This is a genomic window from Paenibacillus sp. FSL L8-0638 (assembly GCF_038593075.1).
In the GTDB taxonomy this organism is placed as follows: domain Bacteria; phylum Bacillota; class Bacilli; order Paenibacillales; family Paenibacillaceae; genus Paenibacillus; species Paenibacillus polymyxa_D.
In genome coordinates this window covers 4,159,556-4,176,764 of sequence record NZ_CP151960.1, presented here as the reverse complement: position 1 = coordinate 4,176,764, position 17,209 = coordinate 4,159,556, and the positions used below count along the sequence as shown (strand labels likewise).

Here is a 17,209-nt window from a genome sequence, read left to right as displayed (position 1 = left end):
TTGCTGGTTTACCTTCACTTGTTTCAGGCGTACAGAACCGTAAGGCCAACTGAATCGAATATCCTGATAGGTGAGTAAACCTGTTGATATTTCTCCCATAAATGATTCCTTTCTACGACAAAATAGCTATCCTTCCTGGCCGTCTTGCTCAATGGAAATCATGCCCCCACAAGAGCATACCAGCGTAGATTTACTTAACAGTGCATGCTCTCCTTCGATGAGGACATCTTCCTTGCCATCACTCCATTTGGAACCAAACGGAATCGTTGGTTTACAAACGTCTCCTGTCACTTTACAAAAGCCAAAGGCTCCTTCTTTACTGATATTGGCACCACAGACGGCATCGGCAACATTCAATAACGGTTCATTTTGACTGTATATGCCATGGTCGATCATCATGTTGAGGACACCAGGATCGGTTCCTTGAGTGCATTTCAGCGTTGCACCCCGTGTAACAAAGGAATATTCGCCACTTAACATACCAGAGACTAGCGCTTGGAGAATGATCGGCAGAAACATAGACTTTCCTCCTTATCTAACTCATTTCATGATTATGCTCTACAAAATGTATCAAGCGGATGATCGCATATGATAGGGGATGCCATAACGGAGCGTCCTCCAGCTTGAATTGAATACTTCCTGTGAATGCACGTCCTTGCCATGAACGAACAAATACGATTTGATAGTAGGGATGAGGATCGACGATAAATAAAGCTTCATAACAGGCGATAAGTCCCTGTTCCAGTTCTAACAGGTTTTCTTCAATCAGTTGCATGTCTGGCTGAAGCTTTTTGGCTCTATGGGCCAGTTGTTGCTGCATCCATAACACTTGCTCCTGATGAAGCGGCTCTTCCCGCCAATGTAAGCCCAAACTAACTCCTTGTGCCTGGTCTCGGTAGATGACCCGATGAGGATTCCGACCTCCTTGTTTGTCGAATCCTGTTGTTTCTGTGAAAGAGTAGGGGAGGGGAAACGTCATTTGATCGGCAAAAGCTGCTCTGGCCTGTATTGGTATCTTTTGATCGTTATGTAGCACCAAGCTTCCCTGAGATATTCCCTTGATGCATTCGTCTACCGATAACAGCATCCAATCTTCTTCTCCCGCAGCCTGTAACTGTTCTTGTAACTTGCGTTCGTTAAATTGATCTAGAAAGATTTCGTCCCAATACGTTGTTGTCATCCATATTCCTCCTAAGCAAGCTCCACGGGTTGGAGCCTAAATCCACTCAAATTACGGCGAAGCAGACTTTCAGCTACCTCGATACTGATGATAAAGAAGGGTTCCCTGATGCCTTGCACCGTAAAAAAATGGTTTCCTTTAACTTTCTCATGGTCTAACACGAGCCGCTTGATATATTGCCCCTGTATGTCGAACTCAGCGTAAGAGGAAAGTACATCCATGGCCGGGGCATGAGGCATCCAATATAGTGCCGATTGGTTGTCTTTTCGGTTGATCAAATAGACTCGTTTGAAGCGGGCTTGCACATTATATTTCTCCAGGATACGTTTCATTGGGTTGGACAATAAAGTTGTAGATACAGACAACCAATCCGAAAACTCCCCATGTACAGGAATGGTCATGTCTAATACTTGTACCGGAGGAAATTCTTCAAAGGACGTGTTTCTGGGTAAGGAGGAAGGTTGTATTTTATGAAGAATTCGGGTATCCTCCAGCAGTACATAATAGCGTTGCAAATATGTCTCCTCCTGGGTTAGTCGACCCACTGAACCGTCTGTAATTGCAACGGGCTGAGTCTGAAATGTTCTTGATCTGCTTTAGAAAGTATCGTTCCTTGCATAGAGGCTCCCTCAAAGTTGACTTGAGCCCCGAAATCAACTCCTGCCAAGTTGGCGCCATCTAGATTGGCGTTCGTAAAGCGAACCCCTAATAGTCCCGTTCGATAGCCGCCTTCCCGAAAAATGTTACCGTTAGCTCCGTCAAACCGTGCATGCTGTAGGTCACTGCCCGAAAAGTCTGCATCGCTCAGGATTGATCCACTAAAGTCGGCTCCCCTGAACTTGGTGCTTCTCCACGATGTCCCCAGTAATACGCAGTTCACAAACTGGCTGCCTGAAAAATCTCCCATACTAAAATCGCTGTAGCGCAGATCTTTCTCCACAACTCGCAGATCCCGAAGTGTAACGCCTTTTACATTTTCAAAAGGGTGCTCTGTCTGGCCTTCGTCCAGTAATCGTTGTCTGAGGTCATTCTCATGTATCGGTGTGAGGTCTTCGACGTAAACCTGCTCACTTTGATCCTTGAATTCACCGGTTCTGATGAATAAGCACTTCGCCTTTTGGATGGACTGATACTCTGGCATTTCAATCATCTGGTGAACGGCTAAGCGCAAGAGAGTGGCAACAAACTGATGAAAATAGTGAGATGCGCTCAATACCATTCGTTCTACATCCGAGCGATTCAGTAGACCGATATAGGGTTTTCGTTTCTGGTCAAGTACATCGATGATGGAAACTAGAGAACGGAAGGCCCATGAGGCATCGTATGTTACTGTGCAGTTGACTTGATCGAAATACCATTCGTCCGAATAAGCTTCGATAACATAGAGATACATCTGATCTAAAATAGATGTACGCAACATAGAGAAATGAATATAACCGAGTGGCGCTTTTTCATTTCTATCCTGCATGTTCTTAATGAGCTGACACATTTCACGAAACGCGGACACTAGGTCTGCTGTGAGGATGGTTTTATTTTGTTGAAATTCAGACTCAAGAGCCTGTAAGTTCTCTTCCAAAAGAGGTACAAAATCATGTTCATAAATCTGTTTTAGCGCCGCTTGTTTATCCACTTCCCTGATTCCCTCCTTTCATTAATTCATTTTGATTTCCGTGCCGGATAAGGTAGTGGTATCCTCCAGCGTGATGGTGTTGCCTTTACCGGATAACTCGATTTTTCCAGCGGAAAGCTGGATACTGCTAGATGCCAGTACGATATCAGAGCCTGCGCTGATGTTTACATTTTTTCCGCTTACGATATCAATGCCGGTTTTATCGTTAATTACAATGGACATCCCATTACCTGAGATGACGATTTGATCCGGGGCTAGCATGATTTCTTTGCCATATTTCGTCCGCAACGTCTTAATAGCAGGGTCAGCCATTCGATCTGGTGCAGGGGTTGCTGCGGACAGAGCCGAAGAAGATACAGTCGAATGCGCTGAGGTTGCTGACGCAGCTCCAGATGATTTCCCTGCCGAATGTGGCGGTTCTCTTTTAACCGAGCTGATCGCATACCCTTCTTCCTCTTTATAGCTTGGAAAATAAATACGAATGCTGTCTCCGTCTTCAGGCATACAATACCAGCCTGTGTTATCCGCAGATGCATAAATCGTAGAGTAGGGGAACCAGTAATCGGTATTTGGGTCCTGCTGGTCATCCATATCGAGCTTGGCACGGATTTTGTCCCGACGAACGCTCAGCACTTTTCCCTGAATGGAAGCGCCGATAATAGAGCGATTGTAATCTTTAATAGGACGTAAGCCGCTTCGTGGTGACAGCTTGGCGGTATGGGTCAGCACTCCGTCTTTCATCTCCGTTAGCACCTCAGCGACCAGCAAAAGGTGGCCTTTAAAAGTCACTTCATAGCCAGGCTCTAGCAACTTTTTCGTTTCAACTTCATACTGGATAAAATCCGCATCACGCACACCGGGGATATGGTTCTCCGAGGCCGTTTGATAATCCGCTACCCGTTTAGTGACTTTATAATTGGTAGATTGTATTTCTCCTTTGCTGAGTCCCATAGGCAGGCCAAAATAAAACTTCGGCACTCCATAGCCCACCGCAGGAATGAGTGGGGAGTAGAAGTGGGAAGCCATCCTTTTCAGAAATTGCCAATCGGTTTCATCGTATTGCATGATAAAGGTGCCGATAGGCTTCTTATGGGATACCACATCCATAGCTTCGGCTTTGGAGTAATCCGACACAATACTTTCGATCAGACCCGTATAGGTGAGCTTGGGGTTCTGGAAAGAGCGTTGATGCCGCTTAATATCTAACTCGTAGGTATGAGATATGGCTTCGACGGTTAGGTAATGAACCCCGTGAACGACTTTTTCCTCCACATCTAAGGCAATACCTCGAAACAAGGGTTGTCGATTTCCATTTTTATCCGTGACAAAAGCTTTGACCTGAGTTTCTTCATCGGAAGCCCGTACATACATTTCTCGTTTATCTTCCGAAATGATACCTGTGCAAATCATGCGGGCATGATCATTAAATGTCTTCAGGATTTTAAGTTCGTGAAGGCGAACGAATTCATATGGCATTACTTCAATATGACCATAAGTCACGGTGTTTTCCATGTGTGTCTCCTTCTTGTAGTTGTTTTTGGTAAATCTCATTTTGAAATTCCCAGCTAGCATATAATGTTATCATTAAATCCAGCATATGTATTTATCGGTTAAAAGAGAGATTTAGTTTACAGAATGACCCATTCGTTGTGGTATTTACTATGTGTATTTTTGGAAGCAGGTGATGCGGGAGGGAAATGTAGAGTAGAAAAAAGCATATAATAGGTGGTAAGAGGGAGTATATTCTTTCCATCGTCTCGACACATGTAGAGTGCGTGGTAGTGATATATCGAGATAGGAAGTATTGATGCACGAGGGTTGAAAAGTAATTTGAATATTCCTGCATTCAAAAAATTGTTTTAGGGTTGTCACTGCATTGCACAATGACAAATAACTTGGAAGATGTCTGGGAAAACAGTAAAGAGGGGCGGCGTGCCCCTCTTAATTGCGAGATGCTGAATATTTTTAGAAAGTGTAGCATTTTATTTCAAGATTTTTCATCATAAAAAGCTTTTATCTCATTCAATGATCTTGCTATATTCGATAAAAGCTGAAGTATATTCCTTATCTCATGTTCTGTAGTGTTGTCATATTGTGAGATTCACTGATTTCATCATTATGTTTAAACTTTAGGTTCTTCTCTATTACGCAAAATAATTCTCAAAGGCAAAGAGGGCTACAAGTAGCGCCCAGTAAAGTATGGGTGCTTTTGCTTAAATAATCCTTTATATAGATTTAAAATCGTTTATTTTAATATATCAGCATGCCTTGCTTGAGAAGTTATTGGAAATTGATGTTCCTATAGTTCTAAACATGTCTAGGGTCTTCTAGATCCCCTAATTTAATCTTTAGTATTCCCGACAGCTACAATATATTTAAGAGGGTTGGATTGAAAATTGTTGGAAGAACTTGTAGACGAAAGATCTATTTTGTTCCAGGTACGCGTAAAAGTTGCTCCTACTTGCACTGCAGGTCGATCTCTATCCTGTTTATCATATTGGTAGCTTATATCTGTAATGAAAGTGGGTCGAAGGTCTTCGTTACCTAATTTCAAATCCTTACCAGATATATTTCGAGCGGTTATAGATAATGTTGCCATTTTTGAACTGCTACCAGCTCCCGGTAAGGTTAGCTCATAAGATAGTGGGCGAATTTTATTGGTATCCATGTCCGTGCTTAAGGGGATTGTATTTGGATCGTAGCCGCCCTCTAAATAGGAATCACTTTACTTTTTTTGAATTTATTATCTTTAATCGAATAAAAACTTGTTTTTATTTAAAAACAGGTACAGTATCAATTTTTGTGTTTTTTCCATTATACGTTACATTGTTAGAGTTAATTGTAACTTCTATATTCTTGTGATCCCAAGAAATTGTGGCTGTTTTTTTAGGCGCATCGTAATTTACTGTCGCCCCAAGTAACTCGCTTACTGCACGTAATGGAATCATAAAACGTTGTTGTCCGTCGATGTATGGCGCGTCAGGTGATGTGTACAAGATGTAATATTGGTTTATTTTAAGAATCACCGGAGCCTTAATGACAGTTGCTTTTGCATCTACGTTGCCCATGTTTAACGAAAACAATAATAAGGACATCAAAGAAAATAAAACAATACTTTTACATAATTTCATATAACATTGCCCTCCATTCATTTATACTGCACTAGATATTTTACTCCAATAATTACAGTTTAGAGGGCTAGCTATACAGGTTCCCCTTAATGAAATTGCCCTAACATTTCTTACTCACAACAGAAACCTAATTTTACATATATTACCATTACATAACAAATTAAAATACTTCAGATTTAAAATTCCGTGACAGCCAAACGCTTGCTGGAAAAGGGCTTGCAGCCATCTATTACTGATAAGTAACTCAAACGCCAGAATGTGAAGCTCAATGGTTTCATCGGCTACATGCTGATTCAAATGTAATTGAGGATATCAAGTTTTTTACGAGGAAAATTTTGGGGGTTAAACTGATACATATGGTGAATAGGCTCTGTTATATATGTTTTCGCACTAAATTTATGAATAAGAATAGACCCTACATAATCGTGCAGGAATTATCGGATGGATACATTCAACTACTGTTATTCTATTGATGAAGGAGGTCATATAGTGGATTTGCTTAAGAGCATGAATGAAGCAATCAAGTATATTGAAGAAAACCTGACTAACGAAATTGACTTTAAAGAGGTAGCAAGGCTGGCTTACTGCTCTGAATTTCATTTTAAAAGGATGTTTTCTTTTCTTGCAGGTGCTACGTTATCAGAATACATCCGCCGCAGACGCCTCACTCTTGCAGCATTTGAGCTTAAAGATAGCAACGTAAAGGTCATAGATATCGCGATTAAATACGGGTACAATTCACCAGATTCTTTTGCAAGAGCTTTTCAAAATTTACATGGCTTAACGCCGTCTGAAGCCAGAATTAATGGCCGTTCACTTAAAGCATATCCACGAATGGCTTTCCAGTTATCAATTAAAGGGGGAAGTGAAATGAACTATCGAATTGAAGAAAAAGGGGCATTTCGCATCGTTGGTATCCAAAAAAGAGTTCCCATTATTTTCAACGGAGTCAATCCAGAGATTGCTGCGATGTGGGAAAGTTTAGATGGTGAAACGATCAATAATCTTAAAAGAATTTCTAATATCGAGCCTATGGGGTTGCTTAGTGCATCCACGAACTTTTCTGAAGGTAGAATGGAGGAAAAAGGGGAGCTTGATCACTATATTGGCGTTGCAACAACAAAGGAGTGTCCGGATAACCTAACACAACTTAAAGTTGCTGCCTCAACATGGGCAGTATTCGAAGCAATCGGATCATTTCCTGATGCGCTACAAGATGTGTGGGGACGTATTTATTCCGAATGGTTTCCATCCTCAAACTATGAACAAATAGAAGGCCCGGAAATCTTGTGGAATGAGAATAAGGATATAACCTCACCGAATTTCAAAAGTGAAATATGGATACCAATCTTGAAAAAGTAAAATAATGCGTGTGATTATGATGTATCCCTTGAGCTGTTTCGGCAGCTCTTTTTTCAATTGTTACAATTGAAGCTTATTTTGTGAAGAAGGTATTTTTTTAAGGTACAGCCATTTGGCGAGAAAGATCAGATAATATTATCTCACGGAACTAATGTTTTTTAATAAAAATGATACTTATGTAATTGAAAATATGAGGTTTAAGGTGTTGAAATAATATCTATTCATTTAGTTGTACTTTTATAGCTTCTAAGTTTGATATAATCCTTATCTTGGAATGTCAAAGAGTCTTATTTTATCTTGCACACTAAGTTGTCATAATAACCTTATCTACTATTCTCCCATTATTACGTATCCACGTACCACATCCGTCATCATCCTTTGCTACACTTTGAATAAAAAGGAGATGATAACTTGGACACCCAACCCAAGATACTAAAGAGCGTGGAACATACAAGCTCATCTGGAAATACAGCTGAAGAATATGAAAGTTTGGTACAGCAGGAAGACGAACACATAGAGAGACTTAAAACATGTACAAAGCTTATTTGGGATGCGCTAGCTATTATTTCTCAAAAGGCAAGTGTACTTCACATGGAAACCGTCAAAGAAGCAGCCGATCATCTTCATATCATGGAACTGGATTTACGAAGAGAACTGTTTAAAGTTCGTTTGAAAAAAAGTATATTGGCAAACAAAATGAAGCAAACCCAAGCGTAGCAGCGAAGGGGACGGAATCGTTCTGAAGAAGCGGAGCGTTCGGCTGAAAGCTTTCCGTAGGAAAGCTGCTTCGTAAGTATAACCTTCACCGGATTTTTACCGTTAAAATATAATCAAAAAAATCTGGGGGCAACAGCGATCGGAAGAATGATCCGTCCACGTAGCGACCTAAGATGCACATACTTGCTCAATCCAACCAGTAATCAAGCAACTCAAGCTAACCCGACATGACCCTTCACGGTCTGATCGGGTTTTCTCATTTCAATCCCTCTATCCCCGTGCACATATCTTCTCGCCCCTCCAACACTGCCACCCAGATAGTTACACCCACTCCCACATCATGTATAGTAAAGTTATGGGAAATAAACATGAACCCGCATATGTTCTTGATCGCTTAGACGTACAATATGAAACATGGCAAAAACGAGGAGGAACGTGATGATACATCCAACACAGATTCAGGATATGCTGCAAGCCGCGCTGGAGACGGGCGGGGATTTTGCAGAGGTGTTCGTCGAGGACCGTACCAATGGACAACTGGGCATGACTGGGGGCGTCGTGGATACGGCGCTGTCAGGCCGGGATTTTGGGATTGGTATTCGGATCATGAAGGAGCATTTTTCGGTATACGCCTACACCAGTGATATGAGCGAACAAAGCCTGATCCGACTGGCCAAATCGGCTGCCAAGGCTATTCGCGGCGGTGGAGCACCAGGTGCACACACGATTACACTTCATCCTCATGCGATCCCTAACCAACATCCGATTGCGATCATTCCTGACGGTTCACAGAAACGATCCAAGATCGACATGATGAGACGGGCGCATGAGGCGGCAAGCCAATACGATCCTTCCATCACGCAAACCTCTGTTGGGATTAGCAATTCGATCCAGAACGTCTTAATCGCCAATAGCAACGGGCTGCTGGTGGAGGATACCCGTACGTATACACGCATGAGAATAAGCGCGATTGCGACGGATGGGGAGCATAGACAATCCGGATTCCGTGGGCCGGGAGCGTATGCAGGAACTGAATTTCTGGAAAATCTGAATATCGAAGAAAATGCCAGACACGCCGCCCGGATTGCGTCCACGATGGTGAAAGCGGGATATGCGCCTAGCGGCAGACTGCCTGTCGTGATTGAAAATGGCTTCGGCGGCGTTCTTTTCCACGAGGCGTGTGGGCACGGGCTGGAATCTACGGCGGTGGCGCATGGAACCTCCGTGTTTGCCAATAAAATCGGGCAGCAGGTGGCTTCACCGCTGGTCACAGCTATAGATGATGGAACGATTCAGAACGCGTGGGGCTCGCTCAATATCGATGACGAGGGAGCGCCGACACAGCGTAACGTACTGATTGAGAACGGCATTTTAAAAGGATATCTGATCGACCGCATGGGTTCGCGCCAGATGGATGTACCTGCGACAGGATCGGGACGAAGACAGTCCTATAAATTTGCGCCTGCATCCCGTATGAACAATACGTTTATTGCGAATGGCGAGTCTACCCGTGAAGAGATCATTGCGAATACAGAGTACGGGATCTATGCCAAATCGCTGGGCGGTGGTTCGGTGAATACCTCGACGAGCGAGTTTAATTTTGCAGTCGAAGAGGCATACATGATTCGCAACGGCAAAATTGCCGAGCCGGTCAAAGGCGCAACGCTAATCGGCAAAGGGATTGAAACCCTGCAAAATATTGATATGGTCGGCAACAATCTGGATCATGGTCAGGGGATGTGCGGCTCGGTCAGTGGAAGTCTTCCGGTTAATTGCGGACAGCCGACAATTCGTGTGTCCGAGATGACCGTCGGTGGACGAAAGGGGGAATAGGCGATGAATATTCAGCAATTTCAGGAAGCGTTGTTCGCCAAAGGCCGGGAAATGGGCTATGCGGATATGGAAATCTACTATGTAAATGGACGTTCTACCTCGGTAAAGGTACTGAAGGGAGAAATTGATCAATATACCATCGTTGAGAATGGCGGACTTTCCTTCCGTGGTGTCATTAACGGGAAAATGGGCTATGCCTCTACAGAAAAGCTGGAACCGGATGTGATCGACTTTTTATTGGAAGAAGCTCGCAGTAACGCGGACATATTGGAGAGCGAGGAGCAGGATGAGCTGTTTGCAGGCTCTGAGAGCTACCCTGAGCAGCCTGCTTATGCCTCAACGCTTGCTGACACAACTCCTGAGATTCTGATCGAAGCGGCACTAGAAATGGAGCGTACAGCGCTTGCCGCAGACCCACGGATTGTGATGGCTCGACATTGCTCGGCCAGCGTTCGTGAGAATGAGGTACTGATTATGAATACCAAAGGACTACACTGCCATCGTCGCAAAAGTCTGGCGACCGCTTATGTGTATGTGATTGCAGCAGAACATGGCGAGACCGTTACCGGGGGCTGGCATGATTATTCGCTGCGGAGCGTGGAGGAGATCGATATTGCGGATGTGGCGCATAAAGCCGTACAAGAGGCCGTTTCCAAGCTGGGTGCGCACACGATCCAATCGGATAACTATCCAGTCATTTTCCGTCATGATGCAGCAGCGCAATTGCTGGCTGCGTATACGTCGGTATTTTCTGCGGAGTCGGTGGATAAAGGCTTTTCACGCTTGGCTGGGAAACTGGGACAAAAGGTGGCAAGCGAACATATCACACTGATTGATGATCCGCTGATGGAGAATGTTCCGGCAGGCAGTACGTTTGATGCTGAAGGCAGTGCGACACGCCGCAACGAGATTATCAAGGATGGAGAACTGCGGACGTATTTCCATAACCGCAAGACGGCCCGCAAGGCAGGGGTACAGAGTACCTCTCATGCTTCCAAAGGCAGCTATAACGGTAAAATTGGCGTGTCGTATCATAATCTATATGTGGAACCAGGCACCTCTACGTTGGAGGACATGATTCGCAAGACGGATCGCGGGGTGATGATCGTCGAATTGCAAGGGCTGCATGCGGGTACGAATACGGCGTCCGGTAATTTTTCGCTGGCTTGTCTGGGCTACTGGATTGAGCAGGGGCAAGTGGTCAGAGCGGTCAATCAGATCACGGTATCGGGCAACTTCTTTGACGTACTACAGCAGGTAGAGGAAGTTGGCAACGATTTGCGTTTTACGGGAAGCTGCACATCCCCTTCGCTCAAGCTGGCTGCACTCTCGATTTCAGGCTCCTAATCACTGGAGCAGCCTTCTTTTTTCACACTTACGGCCTGTTCCTGACGTTCCGATTGCCTAGTGATTACAGATGCCTGATGCATCAGGGTATGGTAAAGTAGGAGAAAGTCTTTGAAATATGAAAAAAAGGCTTGGTTACAGCACCGCGACAGGGTATTATAGACAATAATATATTCGAAAAAAGGTTCGAATTGAATTTTTATTGGGGGATGTATATGAGATATATAAGCACTAGAGGTCGAGTAGAAGCCAAGGGATTTATTGATACCGTGCTCATGGGGTTAGCTGACGACGGAGGACTAATGGTACCGGAGCAGATTCCGACCGTGTCGGCAGCTACGCTGGAGCAGTGGGCTACATTGAGCTACAGAGAGCTGCTGCTGGAAGTTTTTGCGCTGTATATCAATGATGAGATTCCTCGTGAGGATTTGGAGCAGCTGGTGGAGCGCAGCTATGCGAGCTTCCGTCATCCGGAAGTTACGCCAGTGAAGAAGATCAACGATTCCCTGTCTATTTTGGAGCTGTTCCACGGGCCTACGTTCGCGTTCAAGGATGTGGCGCTGCAATTTATGGGTGAGTTTTATTCCTATGTGTCCAAAAAGCAGAATGAGATCATTCACATTTTGGGTGCAACCTCGGGCGATACCGGGGCGGCAGCGATTCAGGGCGTGCGTGGCAAGGAAGGCATTAAAATCTGTATTTTGCACCCACACCAAAAGGTGAGCAAGGTACAAGAACTGCAAATGACGACGGTAGACGATGAGAACGTGCTGAATCTATCTGTAAAAGGGAACTTTGACGATTGTCAAAAAGTTATTAAGGACCTGTTTGCCGATCTGGATTTCAAAGGTAAACATCATTTGCGGGCAATTAACTCGATTAACTTTGTGCGTATTTTGGCGCAGACGGTATATTACTTCTATGCTTATTTCCGGGCGCAGGAGTCTGCGGGTACAAAGAAGATCAATATCAGCGTGCCATCCGGCAACTTTGGTAATATCTTTTCGGGCTTTCTTGCGAAGAAAATGGGTCTGCCGATCCATAAGCTAATCATTGCAACCAATGAAAATAATATTTTGGAGCGCTTCGTGAAGACAGGCGAATACAAGCCAGGCGACTTTAAAAGCACATACAGTCCTTCGATGGACATTCAGGTGGCGAGCAACTTCGAAAGATACCTGTATTACTTCCTCGGTGAGGATGCAGCCAAGGTATCTGAATACATGGATAACCTCAAAACCGAGGAACGGATTGTGATCGGTGCAGAGGATTTAAAACGGGTGCAGCAGGATTTTGAAGCGCTCGGTGCTTCGAATGAGCAGTGTCTGGAGCTGATCAAAAAATACAAAGCCGAGTACGATTATTTGCTCGACCCGCATACAGCTTGTGGTATTGCCGCGTATGAGGCGTATAATGGCGCAGACGAAGTATGTGTGACCTTTGCAACAGCACATCCGGCCAAATTCGATGAAGCGATCCGTTTGGTGGACATCAAGCAGGAGTTCCCGGCGCCAATTGAACAATTGTTCTCCAAGCCGCAGCATCAGCAGGTGGTAGAGCATGACGAAGCAGAAATTGTGCGTCAGCTTGAAGCCTTTTATGTGTAAAAGAATGGGAAAAGAGGCTACGCTCTGCGCGCTAGCCTCTTTTTTATTTCCATATTTTCCAGATGTGCTGTATGTTTTAGTTTCAATTTGTTCACATTATAATGCCATATAGAGTAAGGTGTTAGGGCCTTGGAAATCTTGAAAAAAGCCCGTAAATCAAGGGATTTAGCTTTAATAAACTAACAGGCAATGAGAGGTTCATAGAGTTATTTAATGAAGGATACAAAAATTTTTTATAGGCGAATTAGCTGTATTATTATAAAAAATCATGTATAGTTAACTAAATTTTATGAATACATAAAGTTCCACTCTCGAAGGTGCAGAATAAGTCGTTCCGTCATTTAACAGAGGGGCTAATTATAAAAGGGGTGTATTAAATCATGACCATGATCCGTCCAGAGCAGAGTCAACAAGCAGCAGCCGAATATGTGCAGTCCGTTTTTGAGAAGGTTATCGCGCGCAATCCTCATGAGAATGAATTCCATCAGGCCGTCAAGGAAATATTGGATTCGCTAATTCCGGTATTGGCTAAGCATCCTAAGTATATGCAGCAGGGGCTTCTGGAACGGCTAGTGGAGCCGGAGCGAGTCATTACCTTCCGTGTACCTTGGGTGGACGATGCGGGGGTTGTACAGGTCAACCGTGGCTTCCGTGTGCAGTTTAACAGTGCGATAGGGCCTTATAAAGGTGGACTTCGCTTCCATCCGTCTGTATATCTCGGTATCGTCAAATTTTTGGGTTTTGAGCAAATTTTCAAAAATGCATTGACGGGTCTTCCCATCGGTGGTGGTAAAGGCGGCTCGGATTTTGACCCCAAAGGGAAGTCGGATAACGAAGTGATGCGTTTTACACAAAGCTTCATGACCGAGTTGTATAAATATATCGGCCCAGATGCCGACGTTCCGGCAGGGGATATTGGTGTAGGTGGTCGCGAGATCGGTTACATGTTCGGGCAGTACAAGCGGATTCGCGGAGGACATGAAGGCGGCGTCCTGACGGGCAAAGGGATTCATTACGGAGGCAGTCTCACGCGTACAGAAGCGACCGGCTACGGTTGTGTGTACTTTGTAAACGAGATGTTGCAGGCTCAGGGATCGTCTTTCGAAGGAAAACGCGTCGTCGTGTCCGGATCGGGTAACGTATCCATTTATGCGATTGAAAAAGCACAGCAGCTTGGCGCTACAGTCGTGGCATGTAGTGACTCGAATGGCTACATCTATGATCCAGACGGTATCGATCTGCAGTTGGTGAAGCAGCTGAAAGAAGTAAACCGTCTGCGGATTAGCGAGTACACTCAAGAGCGTCCAGGCGCAATCTATACAGAGGGCTGTTCGGGGATCTGGTCGATCCCATGCGACATCGCACTGCCATGCGCCACACAAAATGAAATTGACGAGCAAGCAGCCCAGTTACTGGTAAGCAATGGCGTAAAAGCTATAGGTGAAGGTGCCAATATGCCATCCTCGTTACAGGCCATTGAAGTGTTTTTGGACAATGGAGTTCTGTTTGGGCCAGCCAAAGCTGCCAATGCAGGTGGAGTAGCCGTGTCGGCGCTCGAAATGTCACAAAACAGCATGCGTCTATCTTGGACCTTTGAGGAAGTAGATGCCAAGCTGCATGATATTATGAAAAATATCTATGCTAACAGCGTGAAGGCGGCTGAGGAATACGGCGTGCCGGGCAATTTGGTTGTCGGAGCCAATATTGCAGGATTTGTACGTGTGGCTGACGCAATGCTGTCTCACGGGATTATTTAGCACAACGGAACATAATAAAGTTGAATTGAAGCTGAGCGGCTCTTGTGCGAGTCGCTCAGCTTTTATTTGCAAAGAGCACTTTATTTTTCTCAGGGACTTGATTTATTTTTAATGAGGATGTATATTACTTGATAGATCAATAATTGATAGATCAATGGTCGGATCACGAAGCCCAGCGATATGCTTAAGGGAGGAGAGATTGATATCACCCAGACACCATCCGAGCCTGAGTATATTTTTGACATGCTATTGTTGCTGAACAAGCAGATTAGCTCCAAGTTTGAGCGTTGTGCAGGAGTCAGCGCATCCAGATTGCAGCTATTGTGCAAGTTGTATCAAGTGCAGGAGATTAGTCAAACTCTGCTGCAAAAAGAGGTTGGCATTGATGCTGCAGCCGTAACGCGCCATTTGAAACAACTGGAAGCAACAGAAATGGTCACACGACGCACGAAGCCAGAGGACAACAGGGTTACCTTGGTAAGCCTGACCGATTATGGACGTGCACGCATTGTCATCTTTAAGCAGGAGCGCTCACAGTTTGTAGCTCAGCTGCTACAGAGCTTCGACGAGACCCAGCGGCACCAGCTAGCTGATATGCTGCAAGTGATGAATAGTCATATATCCGATATGGACTGACAACATTTTTTTAACATTACTATACCCACAGAGGGATAAGGAGAGATTGGAATGAATAATACGAACACATCCAGTACGGTAAAAACGAATGATTTTAAAGAAATCGCCCTGGGACGCCGTTCGGTAAAAGTATACGATCCGTCCGTGAAGATCAGCCGCGAGGAAATGACTGAGATTTTGACAGAAGCTACACGCGCACCATCTTCCATTAACCTGCAACCTTGGCGTTTCCTCGTCATTGACAGCCCTGAAGGTAAAGCTACACTGGCACCATTGGCCCGTTTCAACCAACGTCAAGTAGAAACATCTTCGGCAGTGATCGCTGTGTTCGGGGATTTGAACAACTTTGATAATTTCGAACAAATTTTCGGAGAAGCTGTAGAATTGGGCTATATGCCCAAAGACATTAAAGAAATGCAACAGGAAAAAGTAGCAGCCCATTTTGCAGCGCTTGATCCCGTTGTGAACAAAGAAACGGTCCTGATCGACGGTGGTTTGGTATCCATGCAGCTTATGCTGGTAGCGCGCGCTCATGGTTATGATACTAACGCTATTGGCGGTTATGAAAAGGATCAAATTGCTGAAGCCTTTGGTCTGGACAAAGATCGTTATGTCCCTGTTATGCTCATTTCCATGGGTAAAGGAATCAACGATGGTCATCCTTCCACACGTTTACCGATTGATCAAATTGCACAATGGAAATAAGTTAAGTTATATCTATATGCAACATAAAAATATACGCAAAATAAAAACAGGCGGAGCAAGGGCACATCCCTTTGCTTCGCCTGTTTTTTTATTCGCCAGGATGCAATGAAGATCCGGGGCTTGATGACGTGTCGATCCTCTGGTTATTTTTGTACTATATTCGCTCCCGACGTCTGTGTTGGGTCAGCGGGGTCATTCTGAGTAGGATGGTAGCGCTTGGGCCATATAATCTGGTGCGAAGTATGGCTAAGCTCCTCATAAAATAACGGTGCTTTCTTGAATAGGCGTATGACTAGATGGAAAAAGAACCATCCGTTCATCACCAACAGCACAAGGCTGATCATAACATTTATCCAAGGAGACAGATGAGATCCCAGTACAGATCCACCTAGTACGTAATTAAGTCCAAAATACAACCAATACAAGAGACTGTAGCGCTTAATGAGCTCCCACAGGGAAACTCTTTTTCCTCTCCCTGTCAGATGAATGCGTACCAGCCACTTCCCCGGAGTTCGTCCATTCGTCAGGTAAGGAACCACCATAAAGTAAATTCCACTGGAAACCCAGAAAGCAGCAGATACATGCATGGACTCCATAATGCTGAGCAACCCTGCCCAAAGGATAGTATCCACTAAATAGGCTACTCCTCGTCTCGTATAGGACACCCGTTTGGTCGTAATGTCCAAGTGCTTGTCCAGATGTTCCAAACGGGGAAGGAAGCGTGAGAACCATTCGCCGAGCAGAAAGCCCAGCATACCGCCCAATGTATTAGCCAGCAGATCGTCCACATCGAACACGCGATACGCATGGTCAAAAAATCCATACAGTCCTGTCAACTGTGTCACCTCAAAGAAGAGGGACAGGATGAAGGACAGAATCAGACACCATCCCCATCGTGCACGGAAATAATAACGTAAGAACATACCGAAAGGCAGGGTCATCATCACGTTAAAAACCACTTGCAGAAAAGCACGCTCCTTCAGCAAATGAACATAACTGGAGGGATGAGCAGGTGAGACGGATGTTTCCCTTATAATGTCTTGCACGAATTGCAAGGGCATCAACTGCAACGCTCCCCCAGCCAAGGCTGCATTATGACGTGATGCCGGGAGCGGGAGTATGACCAGAAAGAAGGCGTTCATCAAGTATAACAGCATCAAGTAAAGCAACCACGCTCTAGCCTTGTGAATATAGCCATGTCTGCGATATTGCACGATAAGGAATGGTAGTGTAAACAGTAACGCAGCAACAGGGAAGGCCAGAAAAGCATATGAAACTGGAAACAGATAAGATTGAATCATGAC

16 protein-coding genes are annotated in these 17,209 nt (G+C 44.7%); 8 read left to right on the top strand and 8 right to left on the bottom strand.

The features are described from left to right. Nucleotides 1-126 precede the first annotated feature (126 nt). The 7 genes from MKY35_RS18645 to MKY35_RS18615 form a co-directional block, all read right to left on the bottom strand. A complete protein-coding gene (locus MKY35_RS18645; protein ID WP_342444492.1) occupies nucleotides 127-519 on the bottom strand; it encodes a DUF4280 domain-containing protein in 393 nt (130 codons plus the stop codon). 16 nt (nucleotides 520-535) lie between these two features. After that, complete coding sequence (locus MKY35_RS18640; protein ID WP_342444491.1) at nucleotides 536-1,180, bottom strand: hypothetical protein; 645 nt, start codon at nucleotides 1,178-1,180, stop codon at nucleotides 536-538. Between the two features lie 11 nt (nucleotides 1,181-1,191). Further along, entirely contained in the window at nucleotides 1,192-1,695 is a 504-nt protein-coding gene (locus tag MKY35_RS18635; protein ID WP_342444490.1) for a DUF1629 domain-containing protein, read from the bottom strand. Nucleotides 1,696-1,712: 17 nt separating this feature from the next. After that, nucleotides 1,713-2,810 (bottom strand): pentapeptide repeat-containing protein, encoded by a 1,098-nt coding sequence (locus MKY35_RS18630; RefSeq protein WP_342444489.1) that lies wholly within the window; start codon nucleotides 2,808-2,810, stop codon nucleotides 1,713-1,715. 21 nt (nucleotides 2,811-2,831) lie between these two features. Continuing rightward, entirely contained in the window at nucleotides 2,832-4,322 is a 1,491-nt protein-coding gene (locus tag MKY35_RS18625; RefSeq protein WP_342444488.1) for a hypothetical protein, read from the bottom strand. Between the two features lie 829 nt (nucleotides 4,323-5,151). After that, nucleotides 5,152-5,478: a hypothetical protein gene (locus MKY35_RS18620; RefSeq protein WP_342444487.1), complete on the bottom strand. Its 327-nt coding sequence runs from the start codon at nucleotides 5,476-5,478 to the stop codon at nucleotides 5,152-5,154. Nucleotides 5,479-5,581: 103 nt separating this feature from the next. Further along, the gene (locus MKY35_RS18615; protein WP_322252154.1) at nucleotides 5,582-5,941 is read right to left on the bottom strand and encodes a stalk domain-containing protein; all 360 of its coding nucleotides are present in this window, start codon (nucleotides 5,939-5,941) and stop codon (nucleotides 5,582-5,584) included. A 489-nt stretch (nucleotides 5,942-6,430) separates the two neighbouring features. Here MKY35_RS18615 and MKY35_RS18610 point away from each other — a divergent pair, with 489 nt between their 5' ends. From MKY35_RS18610 to MKY35_RS18575, 8 genes are all read left to right on the top strand, one after another. Beyond that, a complete protein-coding gene (locus tag MKY35_RS18610) occupies nucleotides 6,431-7,303 on the top strand; it encodes an AraC family transcriptional regulator (RefSeq protein WP_039274329.1) in 873 nt (290 codons plus the stop codon). A gap of 411 nt (nucleotides 7,304-7,714) precedes the next feature. Continuing rightward, on the top strand, nucleotides 7,715-8,020 hold the full coding sequence (locus MKY35_RS18605; protein ID WP_051718051.1) for a hypothetical protein: 306 nt from the start codon (nucleotides 7,715-7,717) through the stop codon (nucleotides 8,018-8,020). Nucleotides 8,021-8,458: 438 nt separating this feature from the next. Then, on the top strand, nucleotides 8,459-9,853 hold the full coding sequence (locus MKY35_RS18600) for a TldD/PmbA family protein (RefSeq protein WP_342444486.1): 1,395 nt from the start codon (nucleotides 8,459-8,461) through the stop codon (nucleotides 9,851-9,853). 3 nt (nucleotides 9,854-9,856) lie between these two features. Next, on the top strand, nucleotides 9,857-11,200 hold the full coding sequence (locus tag MKY35_RS18595; protein ID WP_342444485.1) for a TldD/PmbA family protein: 1,344 nt from the start codon (nucleotides 9,857-9,859) through the stop codon (nucleotides 11,198-11,200). 215 nt (nucleotides 11,201-11,415) lie between these two features. Then, entirely contained in the window at nucleotides 11,416-12,807 is a 1,392-nt protein-coding gene (thrC, locus tag MKY35_RS18590; protein WP_342444484.1) for a threonine synthase, read from the top strand. 380 nt (nucleotides 12,808-13,187) lie between these two features. After that, complete coding sequence (gene gdhA, locus MKY35_RS18585; protein WP_165149692.1) at nucleotides 13,188-14,564, top strand: NADP-specific glutamate dehydrogenase; 1,377 nt, start codon at nucleotides 13,188-13,190, stop codon at nucleotides 14,562-14,564. Between the two features lie 243 nt (nucleotides 14,565-14,807). Next, nucleotides 14,808-15,200, top strand: a complete 393-nt coding sequence (locus MKY35_RS18580) for a MarR family transcriptional regulator (protein WP_013311380.1) — start codon at nucleotides 14,808-14,810, stop codon at nucleotides 15,198-15,200. 51 nt (nucleotides 15,201-15,251) lie between these two features. Beyond that, entirely contained in the window at nucleotides 15,252-15,905 is a 654-nt protein-coding gene (locus tag MKY35_RS18575; protein WP_069010473.1) for a nitroreductase family protein, read from the top strand. A 143-nt stretch (nucleotides 15,906-16,048) separates the two neighbouring features. On the opposite strand, the gene MKY35_RS18570 is transcribed toward MKY35_RS18575, so the two are convergent. Beyond that, complete coding sequence (locus MKY35_RS18570; RefSeq protein WP_342444483.1) at nucleotides 16,049-17,206, bottom strand: VanZ family protein; 1,158 nt, start codon at nucleotides 17,204-17,206, stop codon at nucleotides 16,049-16,051. Nucleotides 17,207-17,209 lie beyond the last annotated feature (3 nt).

Excerpts from the sequence above, each read along its gene's own strand:
- thrC (WP_342444484.1), top strand. The coding sequence starts at position 11,416 with ATGAGATATATAAGCACTAGAGGTCGAGTAGAAGCCAAGGGATTTATT.
- MKY35_RS18620 (WP_342444487.1), bottom strand. The coding sequence starts at position 5,478 with ATGGATACCAATAAAATTCGCCCACTATCTTATGAGCTAACCTTACCG.
- gdhA (WP_165149692.1), top strand. The coding sequence starts at position 13,188 with ATGACCATGATCCGTCCAGAGCAGAGTCAACAAGCAGCAGCCGAATAT.
- MKY35_RS18640 (WP_342444491.1), bottom strand. The coding sequence starts at position 1,180 with ATGACAACAACGTATTGGGACGAAATCTTTCTAGATCAATTTAACGAA.
- MKY35_RS18570 (WP_342444483.1), bottom strand. The coding sequence starts at position 17,206 with ATGATTCAATCTTATCTGTTTCCAGTTTCATATGCTTTTCTGGCCTTC.
- MKY35_RS18600 (WP_342444486.1), top strand. The coding sequence starts at position 8,459 with ATGATACATCCAACACAGATTCAGGATATGCTGCAAGCCGCGCTGGAG.
- MKY35_RS18645 (WP_342444492.1), bottom strand. The coding sequence starts at position 519 with ATGTTTCTGCCGATCATTCTCCAAGCGCTAGTCTCTGGTATGTTAAGT.
- MKY35_RS18595 (WP_342444485.1), top strand. The coding sequence starts at position 9,857 with ATGAATATTCAGCAATTTCAGGAAGCGTTGTTCGCCAAAGGCCGGGAA.
- MKY35_RS18580 (WP_013311380.1), top strand. The coding sequence starts at position 14,808 with ATGCTATTGTTGCTGAACAAGCAGATTAGCTCCAAGTTTGAGCGTTGT.
- MKY35_RS18575 (WP_069010473.1), top strand. The coding sequence starts at position 15,252 with ATGAATAATACGAACACATCCAGTACGGTAAAAACGAATGATTTTAAA.
- MKY35_RS18625 (WP_342444488.1), bottom strand. The coding sequence starts at position 4,322 with ATGGAAAACACCGTGACTTATGGTCATATTGAAGTAATGCCATATGAA.
- MKY35_RS18615 (WP_322252154.1), bottom strand. The coding sequence starts at position 5,941 with ATGAAATTATGTAAAAGTATTGTTTTATTTTCTTTGATGTCCTTATTA.